Origin of the sequence: Tepidibacillus sp. LV47, assembly GCF_048381575.1 — a bacterium.
Lineage (GTDB): Bacteria > Bacillota > Bacilli > Tepidibacillales > Tepidibacillaceae > Tepidibacillus.
Window position 1 is genome coordinate 18,383 of the sequence record NZ_JBLWIF010000009.1, and the last position, 19,659, is coordinate 38,041.

Consider the following 19,659-nt stretch of genomic DNA (forward strand, 5'->3'; position numbering starts at 1 on the left):
TCAGCCTATGACTTATCTAGCAAAGGGCATTCCTAATTGAGCAAGTAACTCATGTGCCTCTTCATCCGTTTTCGCTGTTGTCACGAATACTATATCCATACCGCGAACTTTATCTACTTGATCATAATCGATTTCTGGAAATACAAGTTGTTCTTTTAGTCCTAGTGTATAATTACCGCGACCATCAAAAGCCTTGTTCGATACACCGCGGAAATCGCGTACACGCGGAAGAGCAATATTAAATAATTTATCCATAAAATGATACATACGCTCACCACGTAAAGTAACCTTTACTCCAATTGGCATACCTGCTCGAACTTTAAAACCTGCGATTGATTTTTTTGCTCGCGTAATGACCGGTTTTTGACCAGCTATTTTTTCAAGATCTGCCACTGCTCCATCTAATGCTTTTGCATTTTGGACAGCCTCACCAATACCCATATTAATAACCACTTTTTCTACCCGTGGTACTTGCATCACTGATTTATAATTAAATTTTTTCATTAACGACGGGATCACGTCTTTTTTATATTTTTCTAGCAATCTTGCTGCCATTTGTTGTGCCTCCTTTCTTCACCTGACTACTTGTCGATTATTTCGCCAGACTTTTTCGCAACTCGCACTTTTTTACCATTTTCTAAAATCTTATGGCCAACACGTGTAGCTTCACCAGTTTTGGGATCAACGAGCATAACATTTGAAGAATGAATTGGCGCCTCTTGCGTAATAATACCGCCTTCTGGATTTGCTTGAGAAGGTCTTGTGTGTTTCTTTACAAGATTTACACCCTCTACAATCACACGTCCTTCTTTAGGAAATGCTGCTAATACACGCCCTTTTTTTCCTTTATCTTTCCCAGTGATGACAATGACTGTATCACCTTTTTTTACGTGTAATTTATTTACTTTCTTTGAGGATTTCATCAAAAGCACCTCCTTGTTTAGCTATTGAAACGTTCATCATATAACTTCAGGAGCTAAAGATATAATTTTCATAAAGTCCTTATCCCTCAATTCACGAGCAACTGGTCCGAAAATTCGCGTTCCTCGTGGACTTTTATCATCGCGAATAATCACAGCCGCATTTTCGTCAAATTTAATATAAGAACCATCATTTCGACGAATACCACGTTTAGATCGAACGATAACTGCTTTTACAACGTCACCTTTTTTAACAACGCCACCTGGTGTTGCTTCTTTGACAGAGCAGACAATAATATCACCAATATTTGCAAATTTACGATTCGATCCACCTAAGATTTTAATTGCCATTAACTTTTTCGCTCCAGTGTTATCTGCAACATTTAAAATTGTTTGTGTTTGAATCATCTTTCTTTTCCCTCCCTTCGGAAGTTAACACACTTTTTTAGACGATAACTGCTTTTTCAATAATTTCCACTAAACGCCAACGTTTTTCTTTTGATAATGGTCTTGTTTCCATAATTTTTACAATATCGCCAATTTTGGCTTGGTTGTTTTCATCATGAGCCTTAAACTTTTTCGTATATTTAATCCGTTTTCCATATAGTGGATGCTTTTTATAAGTTTCTACTGCCACAACGATCGTTTTATCCATCTTATCACTTACGACTTTACCGATCTGAATTTTGCGTTGCTTACGATCAGACATCATGAAAACCTCCTTTCAGTTTTCGATTATTGTCGAATCCCTAATTCTCTTTCGCGAATCACAGTTTTTGCTCTTGCTATTGCTTTACGCACCTCTTTAATTCGTGCGGTATTTTCTAATTGACCGGTTGCTAATTGAAAACGGAGGTTAAATAATTCTTCCTTTAAGGCATTGATTTTTTCTTCGATTTCAGCAGTGGTCATGTTACGGAAATCTTTAGCTTTCATTAGCATCACCACCTAATTCCTCACGCTTCACGAACTTGGTCTTAATTGGCAGCTTATGAGATGCCAGACGCATAGCTTCGCGAGCAACTTCTTCGGATACACCAGCTAATTCAAAAAGAATTTTGCCAGGTTTTACAACTGCAACCCATTTTTCAGGTGAACCTTTACCACTACCCATCCTTACCTCTAGCGGTTTTTGGGTAATTGGTTTTGATGGGAAGATTTTGATCCATACCTTACCACCACGTTTAATATAACGTGTCATGGCAATACGAGCTGCTTCAATCTGTCTGTTGGTGATCCATGCAGGCTCTAAAGCTTGCAATCCATATTCACCAAATGCGATTTCAGTGCCGCCTTTTGCACGTCCACGCATTTTTCCCCTTTGTTCTTTCCGATACTTGACACGTTTTGGCATCAACATATTATCTGCCTCCTTCCTTTGCTTCTTTGTTCTTTGTTGGCAGAACGTCACCACGATAAATCCATACTTTTACCCCGATACGCCCATATGTGGTGTGTGCCTCGGCAGTTCCATAGTCAATATCCGCACGAAGTGTATGAAGGGGTACAGTACCTTCACTATATCCTTCACTACGGGCGATCTCAGCACCACCTAAACGACCACTTACCATTGTTTTAATTCCTTTTGCACCTGCACGCATTGTACGTTGAATCGCTTGTTTCATTGCACGACGGAACGAAATGCGTCTTTCTAATTGTTGTGCGATATTTTCAGCAACTAATTGGGCACTTAAATCTGGGTTTTTCACTTCACTTATATTGATGTGAACTTTTTTCCCAGTCATTTTACTTAATTCTTGACGAAGTACTTCAACTTCCGCCCCACCTTTACCAATAACCATACCAGGTTTTGCAGTATGAATCGTGATATTGACACGATTAGCTGCTCGTTCAATTTCTATCGTGGGAACACCAGCATCGTACAATCTTTTCTTTAAAAATTCACGAATACGTAGATCCTCTAAAAGCAAATCTGCATAATCTTTATCCGCATACCATCTCGATTCCCAATCGCGAATAATACCGATTCGAAGTCCAGTTGGACTAACTTTTTGACCCACGAATTATCCCTCCTTTTTCTCAGTTAATACGATCGTAATATGACTGGTACGCTTATTGATTCGACTTGCACGTCCCATAGCACGTGGACGGAAACGTTTCAACGTTGGACCTTGGTTTGCATAAGCCTCTTTTACAATCAAGTTTTCTGGACTCATATTATAGTTATGTTCAGCGTTAGCAATAGCGGATTTTACTACTTTTTCAATAATGGGTGAAGCTGCCTTTGGTGTATGACGCAAAATGGCAATAGCTTCTCCTACATCTTTGCCTCGAATTAAGTCTAAAACCAGACTAACTTTTCGAGGAGAAATCCGTACATATCTAGCTACAGCTCTAGCTTCCATAAACTGTACCTCCTCTCAAATATTGATTAACGCTTCGCAGTCTTCTTATCATCGCCCGCATGCCCTTTAAAAGTGCGTGTTGGCGCAAATTCTCCTAATTTATGGCCGACCATATCTTCTGTAATATATACGGGTACATGTTTACGTCCGTCATAAACGGCAATGGTATGACCAACAAACTCTGGGAAAATCGTCGAACGTCGAGACCAAGTTTTGATGACTTTCTTTTCGTTTTTTTCATTTAATTCAACAATCTTTTTCATTAAATGGTCATCGACAAATGGTCCTTTTTTCAAACTACGACCCACAAAAAAACCCCCCTTCACGATCGCCTGTTTTTTTGAATTGAATCAGTAAATTCTCATTAACAGATTAGCCTTTGCGACGACGTATGATATATTTATCAGATGCTTTATTCTTCTTACGTGTTTTATAACCCAAGGTTGGTTTACCCCATGGAGTAACTGGTGATTTGCGTCCAATTGGTGCTTTTCCTTCACCACCACCATGCGGATGATCGTTTGGATTCATGACTACCCCGCGAACAGTTGGTCTTTTACCTAGCCAACGAGCACGACCAGCTTTCCCGATCCGTACATTTTCATGATCAAGGTTTCCTACTTGACCAATGGTTGCACGGCATTCTTTGCGAATCATACGAACTTCTCCAGAACTTAAACGAACAATCGCATAATCCCCATCTTTACCTAGCAATTGAGCCTCTGCACCAGCTGCACGTACTAATTGACCACCTTTTCCTGGTTTTAACTCAATATTATGAATGATTGTACCTACTGGAATATTTTCTAATGGTAAAGCATTTCCTACTTTAATATCAGCTTGAGGCCCAGATTCAATCATATCGCCAACTTTTAAACCATTTGGTGCGATAATGTATCTTTTTTCACCATCAACATAATGGATTAACGCGATATTTGCGGAACGGTTTGGATCATATTCAATCGTAGCAACACGTCCTGGAATGCCATCTTTATTGCGCTTAAAGTCGATGATACGATATTTTCGCTTATGTCCACCGCCATGATGGCGAACAGTAATTTTCCCTTGATTGTTACGGCCAGCCTTTTTATGCAAAGGAGCAAGCAATGATTTCTCTGGTTTGTCTGTTGTGATCTCTTCAAATGTTAAAACAGACATGTTACGGCGGCCAGCAGAGGTTGGTTTGTATTTCTTAATTCCCATTACGATTTCCCTCCTTCACTTTTAACTACTAAACTTCAAATAGTTCGATCGGTTTGCTGTCTTCTGATAATTTAACGATCGCTTTTTTCCAAGGAGAAGTATATCCACTATACCGACCAAAGCGCTTTGGTTTCGCAGGCATTTTAATTGTATTTACTTTTTCCACTTTCACACCAAAAATATCCTCGATTGCTTTTTTAATTTCCGTCTTATTCGCCTTTATATCCACTTCAAAAACATATTTTTTTTCTTCCATTAAGTCAGACGTCTTTTCTGTTATGACTGGGCGCTTAATGATATCACGTGGGTTTTTCATCACGCAAGCACCTCCTCTACTTTCGCAACAGCCTCTTTCGTCATAATTAAATGATCGTGCTTCATGATGTCTAAGACATTGATACCATCAACAGACACAAATTTCACACCAGGAATATTACGTGCAGATAATGCAACGGTATCATTATATTCACGATCAACAATTAAGACTTTGCGATCTGCTTTTAAATTATTTAGAACATTAACCATTTCTTTTGTTTTTGGTTGGGAAAATTTTAATTCATCTAACACGATTATTTGAGAATCAATCACTTTCGAAGATAGTGCTGATTTTAATGCTAAGCGACGCACTTTTTTCGGTAATTTATATGCATAACTACGAGGTGTAGGCCCAAATACAGTACCACCGCCTACCCATTGGGGTGCACGAATACTTCCTTGACGGGCACGGCCTGTTCCTTTTTGTCGCCATGGTTTACGTCCACCACCACTTACTTCAGAACGACCTTTTGTTTTATGGGTTCCACGGCGTTCAGAAGCTTGTTGCATCAACACTGCCTCATGAAGCACTGCGATGTTTGGTTTAATTCCAAAAATGGCATCAGATAATTCCATTTCTCCTACTTGAGCACCACTCATATTATAGATAGCTACTTTTGGCATAGCGAATCCTCCTTTCTTTCACAAAGATTATTTGCTTTTTTTCACTGCTTCTTTAATAATCACGTAACTATTTTTAGGTCCTGGAATTGAACCTTTAATTAACAACAAGTTACGATCAGGATCAACTTTTACAATCTCTAGATTTTGAATCGTTACTCTTTCATGTCCCATACGCCCTGGCAATGGTTTTCCTTTTACTACACGGTTTGGAGCAATTGGACCCATTGAACCTGGACCTCTATGATAACGAGAACCATGTGCCATTGGCCCGCGAGCTTGATTATGTCTTTTAATGGAACCAGCAAATCCTTTACCTTTGGAAATCCCTGTTACGTCAACATATTCTCCTTGAGTAAATAGATCTGCTTTAATAACCTGACCTACTTCATAATCCGTCATACCCCGGATTTCACGAATGAAGCGCTTAGGTGCTGTACCAGCTTTTTTTACATGACCTAGTTCAGGTTTGTTGGCTCTGGATTCTTTCTTATCATCAAATCCTAATTGAATTGCCTCATAGCCATCGTTTTCAAGGTCTTTTTTCTGGAGAACAACACAAGGTCCTGCTTCAACAACGGTTACAGGAACCACATTCCCTTCTTCAGTAAAGATTTGTGTCATTCCTAATTTTTTCCCTAAGATTCCTTTGGCCATTTTTGCCACCTCCTATATCGAATCACTGAATCTTTTATAGTTTGATTTCAATATCTACTCCAGATGGTAGATCAAGTCGCATTAAGGAATCGACTGTTTGCGGTGTTGGATTGATAATATCGATCAGACGCTTATGAGTACGCATTTCAAACTGCTCACGAGAATCCTTATACTTATGAACTGCTCGTAAAATTGTGTAAACAGACTTTTCTGTAGGCAATGGAATTGGTCCAGAAACTTGAGCCCCAGAACGTTTCGCTGTTTCTACAATTTTTGCGGCCGACTGATCTAATATTCTGTGGTCGTAAGCTTTCAAACGAATACGAATTTTTTGTTTTGCCATGATAAAATTCCCTCCTTCACGCCCATTTTTTTAACGGACAATTTCTCAGTGAAAATTTCACGTTACACCCATGGCAATGGGGCCGGGTGTATCGTCAACCTTCCACCTCATCGCAAGCCCTAAGGACCAACGTTAAGTATTATATAAAAAAAAAGATTTCATTGCAAGTTTTCATATTCAGATTCTCAAAAACTTTTCTTTTCCATTTTTTGATCAACTGGATTCCTTAGATATAGATAGGTTCCAAAGAGAATGAAAAAACTCCCCACCCATTGTGTAATCGATAGTATATCATGATACATGAAATAAGCTAAAATATTCGATCCAATGGGTTCACCAAGAATCAACATCGATACAGTTGTTGCACGAATGTATTTCATCGACCAGTTAAAAATGGTATGTCCTAATATATTGGGAATGATTGCAATGAGGATGAAGATCATCCAATCCCTTTTTGAATAAGAAAAAAAAGAATAAGAAAGAAAGAGATCATAAATGATAATCATAATGGCAGCTGAGCCATATACAATAAGTGCATATGGAAGTAAGGATAATTTCGAACGAACAGATTGACCAATGAGCCAATATATAGTAGAAAATACTGCTCCCAATAAAGCGAGGATATCACCCCAAAGTGCTAAACCGCCAATGCGCAAGTCGCCCCAACCGATAATGATTCCACCAATAACAGCAATCACACTTCCCAATATTGCAATAACTGAATATCTTTCTTTAAAAAAGAGGATTCCTCCAATCAGCGAAAATATGGGTTGCATCGTGACCAATACTACCGAGCTTGCAATCGAAGTATAACTTAACGATTCAAACCATGTAACAAAATGAAGCGCAAGAAACAACCCTGAGATAATCGAAGAAATCAATGGATATTTTTTAACATGAAGTAATTCATCACGATGATAGATGATGGTAGGTATGATTAAAATCAAGACGGTAAACAAAAGCCGATATGTAGCGATGATTGCTGCAGGTGCCCTTGTTTCTTTAACGAGGATAGCAGATGATGATATAGCTAGAATGGCTATAAATAATGAAGAAAAAAGTAAGCCGTACTTCACAGGACGTTCTTCCAATCCCTTTTCATCCTCTCAATTTTCCACCTAGTTTAATCAGCTTTAATTTATTATTAAAAAAAGGGCCTCTATCTTGAGGCCCTCTCTAAATTTGATTACTTAACGATTGATGTAACAACACCAGCACCAACGGTACGACCGCCTTCGCGAATAGCGAAACGTGTACCATCTTCAATAGCGATTGGTGCGATAAGTTCTACTTCCATTGTAACGTTGTCACCAGGCATAACCATTTCAGTACCTTCAGGTAACTTAATTACCCCAGTAACGTCTGTTGTACGGAAATAGAATTGAGGACGATAACCATTAAAGAATGGGGTATGGCGTCCACCTTCTTCTTTTGTAAGAACGTATACTTCTGCTTTAAATGTTGTATGTGGATTAACAGTACCTGGTTTTGCTAGAACTTGTCCCCGTTCTACTTCTTTACGATCTACACCGCGGAGAAGTGCACCAATGTTATCTCCAGCTTGTGCTACATCAAGAAGCTTACGGAACATTTCAACACCAGTAACAACAGTTTTCTTAGTTTCATCGTTTAGACCTACGATTTCAACTTCGTCACCAACTTTAATCGTACCGCGCTCAACACGACCAGTTGCAACAGTACCACGACCTGTGATGGAGAATACGTCCTCAACTGGCATTAAGAATGGCTTATCGATATCGCGCTCAGGTGTTGGAATGTATTCGTCGATTGCTTTCATTAATTCATGAATAGCATTTGCCCATTCACTGTCTGGGTTTTCTAATGCTTTTAAAGCAGAACCTTTGATAACAGGAATTTCGTCTCCTGGGAAATCATATTCAGATAAGAGATCGCGAATTTCCATTTCAACTAATTCTAATAATTCTTCATCGTCAACCATGTCTACTTTGTTCATGAAAACAACGATGTAAGGCACGCCTACTTGACGAGAAAGAAGAATGTGCTCGCGGGTTTGTGGCATTGGACCATCAGCAGCTGATACAACTAAGATTGCACCGTCCATTTGAGCAGCACCAGTAATCATGTTTTTCACATAGTCGGCATGACCTGGACAGTCAACGTGTGCATAGTGACGATTTTCTGTTTCATATTCAACGTGTGCAGTTGAAATAGTGATACCACGTTCACGCTCTTCTGGAGCTTTATCGATTTGATCATATGCGGTAGCAATTGCACCACCAGTTTTTGCTAAAACAGTTGTGATCGCAGCGGTTAAAGTAGTTTTACCATGGTCAACGTGGCCAATGGTACCAATATTAACGTGTGGTTTTGTACGTTCAAACTTAGCTTTTGCCATTTTCAATATCCTCCTTAAGTATAATTATAGTGTATTTATTGATTGATTTATGTTTGAAGAAAGGTACCTAACGGGCATAACCCGCAGGTAATTTCTATGTTATTTATTCGAGGTGAAATTTAATTATCCTTTATTTTTTTCAATAATTGTATCTGCAATATTTTTAGGAACTTCTTCATAATGATCGAACTGCATCGTATAGTTTCCGCGACCTTGTGTTTTGGAGCGTAAAGCAGTCGCATATCCAAACATTTCAGCTAAAGGTACCATAGCACGAATAATTTGTGCTCCTGCAACAGCTTCCATTCCTTCGATTCGTCCTCGGCGTGAATTTAAATCACCCATGACATCGCCCATATACTCTTCAGGTACAGTGACTTCAACTTTCATCACCGGTTCTAAAAGTACAGGGTCGCATTTTGATGCTGCAGCTTTTAACGCCATGGAAGCTGCGATTTTAAATGCCATTTCAGAGGAGTCAACATCATGATAAGAACCATCAAACAGGGTTGCCTTTAAGTCAATTACTGGATAACCAGCCAAGATTCCATTTTGCATCGCTTCTTCAATACCAGCTTGTACCGCTGGAACATATTCTTTTGGAACCACACCACCGACAATTTTGTTCTCAAATACAAAACCTTGGCCTCGCTCTAATGGTTCAAACTCGATCCAAACGTGACCATATTGACCACGCCCACCAGATTGACGAATGAATTTTCCTTCTACTTTTGCAGACTTACGAATGGTTTCTTTATAGGCAACTTGAGGCGCACCAACGTTAGCTTCAACTTTAAATTCCCGTTTTAAACGGTCAATGATAATGTCTAAGTGAAGCTCACCCATACCTGCAATGATGGTTTGACCCGTTTCTTCGTCGATATGGGTTTTAAACGTTGGATCTTCTTCAGCAAGTTTTGCTAATGCCATCGCCATTTTATCTTGGTCTGCCTTTGTTTTTGGCTCAACAGATAAGCGGATAACAGGTTCTGGGAAAGTCATGGATTCGAGAATAATTGGCGCCTTCTCATCACAAAGCGTATCACCTGTTGTCGTATCTTTTAACCCTACAGCCGCCGCAATATCACCAGCATATACGGTGCTGATTTCCTGTCTGTGATTTGCGTGCATTTGCAGGATACGACCAATACGCTCCCGCTTACCTTTAGTTGAATTTAATACATAGGAACCAGAGTTTAATGTTCCTGAATAAACGCGGAAGAATGTTAATTTACCAACATAAGGGTCAGTCATAATTTTGAATGCTAATGCGGAAAATGGCGCATTATCATCAGCTTGTCTCTCATCTTCTGTTCCATCTTCTTTATGTCCTTTAATTGGCGGGATATCAACTGGAGATGGTAGGTAATCAATCACAGCATCAAGCATCAACTGAACGCCTTTGTTGCGATAGGAGGAACCACAAAGTACAGGGAATAATTCTACATTAATCGTTCCCTTACGAAGGGCAGCTTTAATCTCTTCATTTGAGATTTCTTCCCCTTCTAAGTACTTCATCATTAGATCTTCATCAACTTCAGCAGCTGCTTCAATCATTTTGGTTCTCCATTCTTCCGCTAAGTCCTTGTATTCATCAGGAATCTCTTTTTTTACAATTTTGGTTCCTAAATCATCTTCATAGTAATAGGCGACCATTTCAATTAAGTCGATAATTCCTACAAACGAATCTTCAGCTCCAATTGGAAGTTGAACAGGTACAGCTTTTGCTTGTAAACGATCATAGATAGTTTGAACCGATCTTAAGAAGTTTGCGCCGATAATATCCATTTTGTTTACATATACGATACGAGGAACTCCATATGTTGTTGCTTGGCGCCATACGGTTTCAGTTTGAGGTTCTACTCCACTTTTTGCATCTAATACAGCAACCGCTCCATCTAATACACGTAAGGAACGTTCAACTTCAACGGTAAAGTCGACGTGTCCAGGGGTATCAATGATATTAATGCGGTGCCCTTTCCATTGAGCAGTGGTCGCAGCAGAAGTAATGGTGATACCACGCTCTTGTTCTTGTTCCATCCAGTCCATGGTTGCGGCACCTTCGTGCACTTCACCGATCTTATGAGTACGACCCGTATAGTAAAGGATCCGCTCAGTCGTTGTCGTCTTTCCCGCATCAATATGAGCCATGATCCCGATATTACGTGTATTTTTTAAGGAGAATTCTCGAGCCATGTTTAATTGCTTCTCCTTTCCAAACAATGATTTTAGATTACCAACGATAATGAGCAAATGCTTTATTTGCTTCTGCCATTTTATGTGTGTCTTCACGTTTCTTCACAGCAGCACCTGTATTGTTAGCAGCATCGATAATCTCAGCTGCTAAACGTTCTTCCATCGTTTTTTCACCGCGAAGACGTGAATAATTGACTAACCAACGAATCCCTAATGAAATACGACGTTCTGGTTTTACTTCAACAGGAACTTGATAGTTCGCACCACCAACACGACGTGCTCTTACCTCTAATACGGGCATGATATTTTTCAGCGCTTGATCAAAAATCTCCATTGGATCTTTGCCAGTACGCTCTCTTACAATATCAAATGCTTTATAAAGGATTCTTTGAGCAACACTCTTTTTCCCATCAACCATCAAACGGTTGATTAGGCGAGTAACAAGTTTACTATTATATATTGGATCAGGTAATACATCACGGCGTGGAACAGGTCCTTTACGTGGCATCCTTTCCCCTCCTTTTCATCTAAGTAGTCAATTTATGGATTTACTTCTTCTCTTTAGGACGTTTTGTACCATACTTTGAACGCCCTTGCATGCGGTTTTGCACACCAGCAGCGTCTAAAGCTCCACGAACAATGTGATAACGTACCCCTGGCAAATCCTTTACCCTACCTCCACGAACAAGTACTACACTATGTTCTTGAAGGTTATGCCCAATACCTGGAATATATGCCGTAACTTCAATTCCATTGGTTAAACGAACACGGGCATATTTACGCAAAGCAGAGTTAGGCTTCTTTGGGGTCATCGTACCCACACGAGTACATACACCACGTTTTTGCGGGGAACTCATATTTGTTTGCTCTTTTCGGAAACTATTATAACCCTTTTGTAATGCAGGGGATTTTGATTTCCATACTTTACTTTTACGCCCTTTGCGTACTAACTGATTAATTGTTGGCATACCGCCACCTCCTTCCAAAAATTTAAGCCCACTGATCCAGGCGGTTCAATAATAAGAAAAATAAATTGCATGGCAAACATCGCAATCTCGCGATGTTTGCCCTGCAGCTTTAATCTCTTAGTATTGCTACGGTAGATGCCCCAACATCTATCCCGCACGCTTTACCAAGCTGCTTCATCGAGTCTACATAATAGATAGGTACCTTTTTTTCTTCAGCTAGTTGAATCGCCTTTTGGGTGATCCTTTTTTCAGCGTCTTTTGCAATAACAATTTCTAATGCTGTTCCCCGATCAAGTGCTTTAAGTGTTTGTTTTAATCCTACAGAAAGGTGTTTCGCCTGTTTTACTTTTTCATAAGACATCTTTATATCCTCCAAAGTACAGGATTCTACACACACTTGAATATATTATCACTTGGTAAATTAAATGTCAATGTTTTATGATTCAATTCCTACTGTTTCTTTCGCTTCTTGTTTTATTTCGTTTACTGTCTTTATTTTGATATTTCTGTATCGAGCCAAACCAGTACCAGCAGGAATCAGCTTACCAATAATCACGTTCTCTTTTAAACCAAGTAATTTATCAACTTTTCCTTTGATCGCAGCTTCTGTTAACACTCTTGTCGTTTCTTGGAAAGATGCTGCAGAAAGGAATGAATCAGTCTCAAGAGACGCTTTGGTAATCCCTAATAACACGGGCCGAGCAATCGCTGGATCTTTCCCATTCATGAAAGCTTGACGATTAGCATTCTCAAATTCGTGGATATCAACCATTGAACCAGGAAGAAGGTCTGTTCCACCATTATCGAGAATTCGAACTTTACGTAACATTTGGCGCACCATGATCTCAATATGTTTATCGTTAATTTCGACCCCTTGCAGGCGATATACTTTTTGTACCTCTTGTAAGATATAGTTCTGAACGCCAGACAAACCTTTTACTTTTAGCATTTCTTTTGGATCGATGGAGCCTTCTGTTAATTCGTCTCCAGCTTTTACAGCTTGCCCTACTGATACACGAATACGAGATCCAAAGGGAACAGAGTAAACTTTTTCTTCTGTTTCACCTACAACTTCAATTTCACGGCGATCTTTTCCGTCGCGTATGTCAGTAATCGTTCCATCAATTTCGGTAATCACTGCTTGCCCTTTTGGATTCCTTGCTTCAAAAAGCTCTTGGATACGTGGCAAACCTTGGGTAATGTCATCCCCTGCAACACCGCCGGTATGGAATGTTCTCATTGTCAGCTGTGTACCTGGTTCGCCAATGGATTGAGCAGCAATCGTTCCAACCGCTTCACCAATCTCAACTTCTTTACCTGTTGCAAGGTTACGGCCATAACATTTTTTACAAACCCCGTGTTGAGTACGGCAACTAAGAACAGAACGAATATTAACCGCCTTAATCCCTGCAGAAATGATCCGGTTCGCCTTTTCTTCATCAATAAGTTCATTCCGTTTTACAATCACATCATCCGTTTCTGGATGACGGATTGTTTCTAGTGAAACTCTACCTACGATACGGTCATAAAGGTTTTCGATCACTTCGTTACCATCTCTGATGTCTGTTACCACAAGACCTTTATCCGTACCACAATCTTCTTCACGAACAATGACATCTTGCGCTACGTCAACTAAACGTCTTGTAAGGTATCCTGAGTCAGCTGTCCTTAAAGCAGTATCCGCAAGTCCCTTTCTAGCACCATGGGTTGAAATAAAATATTCTAATACCGTTAAACCTTCACGGAAATTCGATTTAATTGGCAATTCGATAATTCGGCCTGATGGGGCAGCCATTAATCCGCGCATTCCAGCAAGTTGTGTAATCTGAGAAACATTACCCCGAGCTCCAGAATTGGCCATCATATAGATCGAATTAAAACGATCTAATGAATTCATCAAGACTTCCGTAATTTTGTCCTTCGCTTTACTCCAGATGGAAATGACCCGATCATAACGTTCTTCTTCAGTAATTAAGCCTCGACGGTATTGCTTTAAGACATTTTGAACTTTTTCCTCTGCTTCCCGTAAGATTTCATCTTTTTCTTTTGGAATAGTTACATCAGAAACAGAGATGGTAATTCCTGCTTTTGTAGAATAAGTAAATCCAAGTTCCTTAATTTTATCTAAGATGATCGCCGTTTGTGTGGTTTGATAGCGTCTAAAAATTTCAAAAATGATTTGTCCCAGATAACCCTTTTTGACCGCTCCACGATTTGGCACGTTTTTAATAAATTCGTGAATGTTTATACCTTTCTCGTAAATAAAATAGTCGTCAGGTGTCCCTTCAATAAGATTTTCCTTTGTTGGAGCATTAATATATGGAAAATCTGAAGGGAAAATTTCATTGAAAATAATTTTACCAACCGTAGTTACGATCAAGGCGTTTTGTTGTTTTTCCGTAAAACTTGTCTTATTTAATGATTTCGCTGGAAGAACCACTCTTGATTGCAAGGTCGTATAACCATTTTGATATGCGGCAATCGCTTCGTTTGGATCACGAAAGATCATTCCTTCACCTTTTGCGCCTTCTTTTTCAATGGTTAAATAGTAACAACCTAATACCATATCCTGAGTTGGCGTAACAACAGGTTTCCCATCTTTCGGATTCAAGATATTATGTGCCGCAAGCATCAAAAGACGAGCTTCTGCTTGTGCTTCAGCAGATAAAGGCACGTGAACGGCCATTTGGTCGCCATCAAAGTCAGCATTATAGGCGGTACATACTAATGGATGAAGTTTGATCGCACGTCCTTCAACTAAAACGGGCTCAAACGCCTGAATTCCTAAACGGTGAAGAGTAGGCGCACGGTTTAAGAGAACTGGATGCTCTTTAATCACTTCTTCAAGAACATCCCAAACCTCAGGGCTTACTCTTTCTACTTTCCGTTTCGCACTCTTGATGTTATGGGCGATTCCTTTGCTTACTAATTCTTTCATCACAAATGGCTTAAATAGCTCTAAAGCCATTTCTTTCGGTAGACCACATTGGTACATCTTTAAGTTTGGACCAACCACGATAACGGAACGACCAGAGTAATCCACCCTTTTACCTAGTAGGTTTTGACGGAAACGTCCTTGTTTTCCTTTTAACATATGACTCAAAGATTTTAGTGGACGGTTTCCAGGACCTGTTACCGGGCGTCCACGACGACCATTATCAATTAACGCATCAACTGCTTCTTGCAGCATCCGCTTTTCATTTTGAACGATAATATCTGGAGCACCTAAATCAAGAAGTCGTTTCAAACGGTTATTGCGATTAATGACTCGACGATACAAGTCATTTAGATCAGAAGTCGCAAAGCGGCCACCGTCTAATTGAACCATTGGCCGAAGTTCTGGCGGTATCACCGGAAGGACGTCTAGTATCATCCAAGCCGGTTTATTCCCAGAGCTTCGAAAAGCTTCTAGTACTTCCAAACGTTTAATAATCCGATTTCTTCTTTGGCCTTGCGCAGTATTTAATTCTTCTTTGAGTAAATTGACCTCTTTATCTAAGTCAATATCTTCAAGAAGTTTTTTAATTGCTTCTGCACCCATTCCAGCAGCAAAGGATTGTCCATATTTTTCACGATATGTGCGATATTCTTTTTCTGATAGTAATTGTTTCTTTTCAAGGGGTGTGTCTCCTGGATCCGTTACAACATAAGATGCAAAATAGATCACTTCCTCAAGAGCCCTCGATGACATATCAAGGACAAGTCCCATTCGACTTGGAATTCCTTTAAGGTACCAGATATGAGAGACTGGAGCAGCTAATTCAATATGCCCCATTCTCTCACGGCGAACTTTCGATTTTGTTACCTCAACACCGCATCGATCACAAACAACGCCTTTATAACGCACACGTTTATACTTGCCACAATGGCATTCCCAATCTTTTGTCGGTCCAAAAATCTTTTCGCAAAATAATCCTTCTTTTTCTGGTTTTAGGGTTCGGTAGTTAATCGTTTCAGGCTTTTTTACTTCTCCATAAGACCAAGAGCGAATTTTTTCTGGAGAAGCTAAACCAATTTTCATATATTCGAAGTTGTTCAAATCAAACATTGGGCATACCTCCCAATTTCACTAATCTTCATTTACATCTAAATGTAAAGCCAAATTATCTGTAGGACGTTCATCATCATCAAGCTCTTTGATTTCAATTTCCTCTTCGTTCTCTGATAGAATTTTTACATCCATTGCCAAGCTTTGTAATTCTTTAATTAGAACTTTAAATGATTCAGGCACACCTGGCTCAGGAACATTTTCACCTTTCACGATCGCTTCATACGTTTTCACACGACCAACAACATCATCCGATTTAACCGTTAAGAGTTCTTGAAGTGTATATGCTGCACCATAAGCTTCAAGTGCCCATACCTCCATCTCACCAAAACGCTGCCCACCAAATTGCGCCTTACCACCAAGAGGTTGTTGGGTAACAAGGGAATAAGGTCCTGTTGAGCGTGCATGGATCTTATCATCAACCATGTGTGCCAATTTGATCATATACATGACGCCAACGGTAACCCTTCTTTCAAAAGGTTCCCCTGTACGCCCGTCATAAAGGATCGTTTTCCCATCTCGATCAAAACCTGCTTCTTCTAGAGCATCAAAAACATCATTTTCTCTCGCCCCGTCAAAAACAGGTGTAGCAACATGGATTCCTAATGCTTTAGCAGCCCAACCTAAATGAACTTCCAATACTTGTCCGATATTCATCCTCGATGGAACACCTAGAGGGTTTAACACAACATCAACAGGTCTTCCATCTGGTAAAAATGGCATATCTTCTTCAGGAAGAATCCTTGCGATAACCCCTTTATTCCCATGGCGTCCTGCCATTTTGTCCCCTTGAGATATTTTTCTTTTTTGCGCAATATAGACACGAACCAGTTGATTTACCCCTGGAGGGAGTTCATCCCCATTTTCACGGGTAAAGACTTTCACATCGACGACGATACCATCTGTACCATGAGGAACACGTAAAGAGGTATCACGCACTTCACGAGCTTTTTCACCAAAGATCGCATGTAATAACCGTTCTTCTGCAGTTAATTCGGTTACTCCCTTTGGCGTTACCTTCCCAACAAGAATGTCTCCTGGACGAATTTCAGCTCCGATGCGAATAATGCCTCGTTCATCAAGATTTTTTAATGCATCTTCACCTACATTTGGAATATCCCTTGTAATCTCTTCTGGCCCAAGTTTCGTATCCCTTGCTTCTGATTCATATTCTTCAATATGAATGGATGTATAAACATCTTCTTTTACCAATCGTTCACTTAATAGAATTGCATCTTCATAGTTATAACCTTCCCAAGTCATGAAGGCAACGACAACATTTCGACCCAAGGCGATTTCACCTAAGTCAGTTGAAGGGCCATCAGCGATGATATCTCCAGCTTTTACTAGGTCTCCCTTCCGTACAATTGGACGCTGATTAATACATGTTCCTTGATTTGATCGCATGAATTTATGAAGTTTATATTTGTCCAAATCCCCTTTTACCACTTTCCCATCGATAATTTCTTGTCTTCGAACCCAAATGGATCTTGCATCGACATATTCGACAATGCCATCATGTTTTGCAATGACACAAACACCTGAATCTTTGGCAGCTTTATGTTCCATTCCAGTTCCCACCAATGGAGCTTCTGGAACCAATAATGGAACAGCTTGACGTTGCATGTTCGAACCCATCAGCGCACGGTTTGAGTCGTCATTTTCTAAAAATGGAATCATCGCCGTTGCAACAGAGACAACTTGTTTTGGCGAAACGTCCATCAGGTCCACACGTTCTTTTGGTACAACGATATTCTCATCTTTATAACGAGCAATAACCTGGTCTTCAAGGAAATAGCCGTTTTCATCAATTTTCGCATTGGCTTGTGCAATAACGTAATTATCTTCTTCATCTGCGGTAACGTAAACAATCTCATTTGTTACTCGATGGGTTTCAGGATCTACCTTCCGATAAGGGGTTTCTATAAACCCATATTCATTAACCCTAGCATAAGTAGAAAGGGAGTTAATTAAACCAATGTTTGGACCTTCAGGGGTTTCAATAGGACACATTCTCCCATAATGGGAGTGGTGAACGTCCCGTACTTCAAAGCCCGCTCTCTCTCTTGTTAATCCCCCCGGTCCTAAAGCACTAAGGCGCCTTTTATGAGTAAGTTCTGCAAGGGGGTTGGTTTGATCCATAAACTGTGACAACTGGCTGCTACCAAAGAATTCTTTAATCGCTGCAATCACAGGGCGAATATTAATCAATGCTTGTGGCGTGATGATGTCTGCATCTTGAATCGACATTCTTTCTCGAACAACACGTTCCATTCGTGATAAACCAATGCGGAACTGGTTTTGTAATAACTCACCAACAGAACGCAATCGCCGATTGCCTAAATGGTCAATATCATCCGTATCGCCAACACCGTATAGAAGATTAATAAAATAGTTAATTGATGCAATAATATCAGCGGGAGTAATATGTTTTACATTTTTATCAACAACTCGATTAGAGATAATCTTAATAATTTGTCCGTCTTCTTTAGGAGAAAAAATGTTAATAGCTTGCAGCGGAATCGTTTCTTCAATCACTCCACCACGAGGATCATAATTTACATAATTAACTCCATTTTCCAAAGCAGGTAAGATTTTATCAAGAAGGCGGCGATCAACAACTTGACCCGCTTCTGCAATGATCTCTCCCGTATTTGGATCAACCAGCGTTTCAGCAAGTCGTTGGTTAAACAAACGATTCTTAATATGTAGCTTTTTATTGATTTTGTAACGACCCACTTCGGCCAAGTCATACCGCTTTGGGTCAAAGAATCGGGAGACTAATAAACTTCTCGCATTTTCAAGGGTAGGAGGTTCACCTGGCCGCAAACGTTCATAGATTTCAATTAATGCTTTTTCAACCGAATCGGTATTGTCCTTATCTAACGTGTTGCGAATATATTCATTATCGCCTAAGAGGTCAATAATTTGTTCATTTGTTCCAAATCCTAAAGCACGGAGTAAAACCGTTACTGGTAATTTTCTCGTACGATCAATACGTACATAAATCACGTCTTTTGCATCTGTTTCTAATTCTAGCCAAGCACCTCGATTAGGAATAATCGTCGAGGTATAAGTTTTTTTACCATTTTTATCAACTTTTGTGCTAAAATAGACGCTTGGCGAACGAACGAGCTGACTGACGATGACCCTTTCTGCCCCATTAATAATGAAGGTACCCGTCTCAGTCATCAGTGGGAAATCACCCATGAAGACTTCCTGTTCTTTTACTTCTCCTGTTTCTTTGTTGATAAGACGCACCTTTACCCTTAAAGGAGCTGCATAGGTTACATCCCGTTCTTTCGCCTCATCTACAGTATATTTTGGTTCACCTAAACTGTAATCGATAAATTCGAGGATTAAATTTCCCGTAAAATCTTGAATTGGTGAAATGTCTTTGAATAATTCTCTCAGACCGGTCTCTAAGAACCACTGATATGAATTTTTCTGAATTTCAATCAAATATGGGATCTCTAAAACCTCTTCAATTCTTGCATAACTTCTACGTTGTCTGCGACCATACTGCACAAGTTTGCCCGCCAAAACATTCACCCCTTAGAATCAGAGATCATAATCATAAAAAAATAAAAATGGGTTAAAGAAACCTCATTTTTAAAGACTCATATATTATTGATTTTTAACAAA

Annotated in this window: 22 protein-coding genes; all 22 read right to left on the reverse strand. The window is 39.7% G+C overall.

Annotated features, from left to right (window positions below; all coding sequences use genetic code 11):
- Nucleotides 1-12: 12 nt before the first annotated feature.
- Complete coding sequence (gene rplE / locus ACMW72_RS10195; protein ID WP_418368734.1) at nt 13-555, reverse strand: 50S ribosomal protein L5; 543 nt, start codon at nt 553-555, stop codon at nt 13-15.
- Between the two features lie 26 nt (nt 556-581).
- Complete coding sequence (gene rplX / locus ACMW72_RS10200; RefSeq protein WP_418368735.1) at nt 582-923, reverse strand: 50S ribosomal protein L24; 342 nt, start codon at nt 921-923, stop codon at nt 582-584.
- A gap of 36 nt (nt 924-959) precedes the next feature.
- The gene (gene rplN, locus ACMW72_RS10205; protein WP_418368736.1) at nt 960-1,328 is read right to left on the reverse strand and encodes a 50S ribosomal protein L14; all 369 of its coding nucleotides are present in this window, start codon (nt 1,326-1,328) and stop codon (nt 960-962) included.
- A gap of 37 nt (nt 1,329-1,365) precedes the next feature.
- Entirely contained in the window at nt 1,366-1,629 is a 264-nt protein-coding gene (gene rpsQ, locus ACMW72_RS10210; RefSeq protein ID WP_418368737.1) for a 30S ribosomal protein S17, read from the reverse strand.
- A 26-nt stretch (nt 1,630-1,655) separates the two neighbouring features.
- Nucleotides 1,656-1,856 (reverse strand): 50S ribosomal protein L29, encoded by a 201-nt coding sequence (rpmC, locus tag ACMW72_RS10215; RefSeq protein ID WP_418368738.1) that lies wholly within the window; start codon nt 1,854-1,856, stop codon nt 1,656-1,658.
- The gene (rplP, locus tag ACMW72_RS10220) at nt 1,846-2,280 is read right to left on the reverse strand and encodes a 50S ribosomal protein L16 (protein ID WP_418368739.1); all 435 of its coding nucleotides are present in this window, start codon (nt 2,278-2,280) and stop codon (nt 1,846-1,848) included. Before rplP ends, rpmC begins: the two co-directional genes overlap by 11 nt.
- A gap of 1 nt (nt 2,281) precedes the next feature.
- Nucleotides 2,282-2,941: a 30S ribosomal protein S3 gene (gene rpsC, locus ACMW72_RS10225; protein ID WP_418368740.1), complete on the reverse strand. Its 660-nt coding sequence runs from the start codon at nt 2,939-2,941 to the stop codon at nt 2,282-2,284.
- Nucleotides 2,942-2,944: 3 nt separating this feature from the next.
- Nucleotides 2,945-3,286 carry a 50S ribosomal protein L22 gene (rplV, locus tag ACMW72_RS10230; RefSeq protein ID WP_418368741.1) on the reverse strand — a complete coding sequence of 114 codons (342 nt, stop codon included), beginning with the start codon at nt 3,284-3,286 and terminating at the stop codon, nt 2,945-2,947.
- A 26-nt stretch (nt 3,287-3,312) separates the two neighbouring features.
- Nucleotides 3,313-3,594, reverse strand: coding sequence for a 30S ribosomal protein S19 (gene rpsS, locus ACMW72_RS10235; RefSeq protein ID WP_418368742.1), 282 nt, complete (start codon nt 3,592-3,594; stop codon nt 3,313-3,315).
- A gap of 64 nt (nt 3,595-3,658) precedes the next feature.
- On the reverse strand, nt 3,659-4,489 hold the full coding sequence (gene rplB / locus ACMW72_RS10240) for a 50S ribosomal protein L2 (protein WP_418368743.1): 831 nt from the start codon (nt 4,487-4,489) through the stop codon (nt 3,659-3,661).
- Nucleotides 4,490-4,517: 28 nt separating this feature from the next.
- Nucleotides 4,518-4,805: a 50S ribosomal protein L23 gene (gene rplW, locus ACMW72_RS10245; RefSeq protein WP_418368744.1), complete on the reverse strand. Its 288-nt coding sequence runs from the start codon at nt 4,803-4,805 to the stop codon at nt 4,518-4,520.
- On the reverse strand, nt 4,805-5,428 hold the full coding sequence (gene rplD / locus ACMW72_RS10250; RefSeq protein WP_418368745.1) for a 50S ribosomal protein L4: 624 nt from the start codon (nt 5,426-5,428) through the stop codon (nt 4,805-4,807). The genes rplW and rplD overlap by 1 nt, the downstream gene beginning before the upstream one ends.
- A gap of 27 nt (nt 5,429-5,455) precedes the next feature.
- The gene (gene rplC / locus ACMW72_RS10255; protein ID WP_418368746.1) at nt 5,456-6,082 is read right to left on the reverse strand and encodes a 50S ribosomal protein L3; all 627 of its coding nucleotides are present in this window, start codon (nt 6,080-6,082) and stop codon (nt 5,456-5,458) included.
- A 34-nt stretch (nt 6,083-6,116) separates the two neighbouring features.
- Nucleotides 6,117-6,425 (reverse strand): 30S ribosomal protein S10, encoded by a 309-nt coding sequence (gene rpsJ / locus ACMW72_RS10260; RefSeq protein WP_418368747.1) that lies wholly within the window; start codon nt 6,423-6,425, stop codon nt 6,117-6,119.
- Nucleotides 6,426-6,610: 185 nt separating this feature from the next.
- Nucleotides 6,611-7,516 carry a DMT family transporter gene (locus ACMW72_RS10265; RefSeq protein WP_418368748.1) on the reverse strand — a complete coding sequence of 302 codons (906 nt, stop codon included), beginning with the start codon at nt 7,514-7,516 and terminating at the stop codon, nt 6,611-6,613.
- Between the two features lie 95 nt (nt 7,517-7,611).
- Nucleotides 7,612-8,802, reverse strand: a complete 1,191-nt coding sequence (tuf, locus tag ACMW72_RS10270) for an elongation factor Tu (protein ID WP_418368749.1) — start codon at nt 8,800-8,802, stop codon at nt 7,612-7,614.
- 123 nt (nt 8,803-8,925) lie between these two features.
- Nucleotides 8,926-10,998: an elongation factor G gene (fusA, locus tag ACMW72_RS10275; RefSeq protein WP_418368750.1), complete on the reverse strand. Its 2,073-nt coding sequence runs from the start codon at nt 10,996-10,998 to the stop codon at nt 8,926-8,928.
- Between the two features lie 37 nt (nt 10,999-11,035).
- Nucleotides 11,036-11,506 (reverse strand): 30S ribosomal protein S7, encoded by a 471-nt coding sequence (gene rpsG, locus ACMW72_RS10280; protein ID WP_418368751.1) that lies wholly within the window; start codon nt 11,504-11,506, stop codon nt 11,036-11,038.
- A 40-nt stretch (nt 11,507-11,546) separates the two neighbouring features.
- Complete coding sequence (gene rpsL / locus ACMW72_RS10285) at nt 11,547-11,966, reverse strand: 30S ribosomal protein S12 (RefSeq protein ID WP_418368752.1); 420 nt, start codon at nt 11,964-11,966, stop codon at nt 11,547-11,549.
- Nucleotides 11,967-12,075: 109 nt separating this feature from the next.
- Entirely contained in the window at nt 12,076-12,327 is a 252-nt protein-coding gene (locus ACMW72_RS10290) for a 50S ribosomal protein L7ae-like protein (RefSeq protein WP_418368753.1), read from the reverse strand.
- Nucleotides 12,328-12,402: 75 nt separating this feature from the next.
- Entirely contained in the window at nt 12,403-16,014 is a 3,612-nt protein-coding gene (gene rpoC, locus ACMW72_RS10295) for a DNA-directed RNA polymerase subunit beta' (protein ID WP_418368754.1), read from the reverse strand.
- Nucleotides 16,015-16,035: 21 nt separating this feature from the next.
- Nucleotides 16,036-19,557, reverse strand: a complete 3,522-nt coding sequence (gene rpoB / locus ACMW72_RS10300) for a DNA-directed RNA polymerase subunit beta (RefSeq protein ID WP_418368755.1) — start codon at nt 19,555-19,557, stop codon at nt 16,036-16,038.
- Nucleotides 19,558-19,659 lie beyond the last annotated feature (102 nt).

Coding starts and splice junctions, on each gene's coding strand:
- rplE (WP_418368734.1), bottom strand. CDS start 555: ATGGCAGCAAGATTGCTAGAAAAATATAAAAAAGACGTGATCCCGTCG.
- rplX (WP_418368735.1), bottom strand. CDS start 923: ATGAAATCCTCAAAGAAAGTAAATAAATTACACGTAAAAAAAGGTGAT.
- rplN (WP_418368736.1), bottom strand. CDS start 1,328: ATGATTCAAACACAAACAATTTTAAATGTTGCAGATAACACTGGAGCG.
- rpsQ (WP_418368737.1), bottom strand. CDS start 1,629: ATGTCTGATCGTAAGCAACGCAAAATTCAGATCGGTAAAGTCGTAAGT.
- rpmC (WP_418368738.1), bottom strand. CDS start 1,856: ATGAAAGCTAAAGATTTCCGTAACATGACCACTGCTGAAATCGAAGAA.
- rplP (WP_418368739.1), bottom strand. CDS start 2,280: ATGTTGATGCCAAAACGTGTCAAGTATCGGAAAGAACAAAGGGGAAAA.
- rplV (WP_418368741.1), bottom strand. CDS start 3,286: ATGGAAGCTAGAGCTGTAGCTAGATATGTACGGATTTCTCCTCGAAAA.
- rplB (WP_418368743.1), bottom strand. CDS start 4,489: ATGGGAATTAAGAAATACAAACCAACCTCTGCTGGCCGCCGTAACATG.
- rplW (WP_418368744.1), bottom strand. CDS start 4,805: ATGAAAAACCCACGTGATATCATTAAGCGCCCAGTCATAACAGAAAAG.
- rplD (WP_418368745.1), bottom strand. CDS start 5,428: ATGCCAAAAGTAGCTATCTATAATATGAGTGGTGCTCAAGTAGGAGAA.
- rplC (WP_418368746.1), bottom strand. CDS start 6,082: ATGGCCAAAGGAATCTTAGGGAAAAAATTAGGAATGACACAAATCTTT.
- rpsJ (WP_418368747.1), bottom strand. CDS start 6,425: ATGGCAAAACAAAAAATTCGTATTCGTTTGAAAGCTTACGACCACAGA.
- tuf (WP_418368749.1), bottom strand. CDS start 8,802: ATGGCAAAAGCTAAGTTTGAACGTACAAAACCACACGTTAATATTGGT.
- fusA (WP_418368750.1), bottom strand. CDS start 10,998: ATGGCTCGAGAATTCTCCTTAAAAAATACACGTAATATCGGGATCATG.
- rpsG (WP_418368751.1), bottom strand. CDS start 11,506: ATGCCACGTAAAGGACCTGTTCCACGCCGTGATGTATTACCTGATCCA.
- rpsL (WP_418368752.1), bottom strand. CDS start 11,966: ATGCCAACAATTAATCAGTTAGTACGCAAAGGGCGTAAAAGTAAAGTA.
- ACMW72_RS10290 (WP_418368753.1), bottom strand. CDS start 12,327: ATGTCTTATGAAAAAGTAAAACAGGCGAAACACCTTTCTGTAGGATTA.
- rpoC (WP_418368754.1), bottom strand. CDS start 16,014: ATGTTTGATTTGAACAACTTCGAATATATGAAAATTGGTTTAGCTTCT.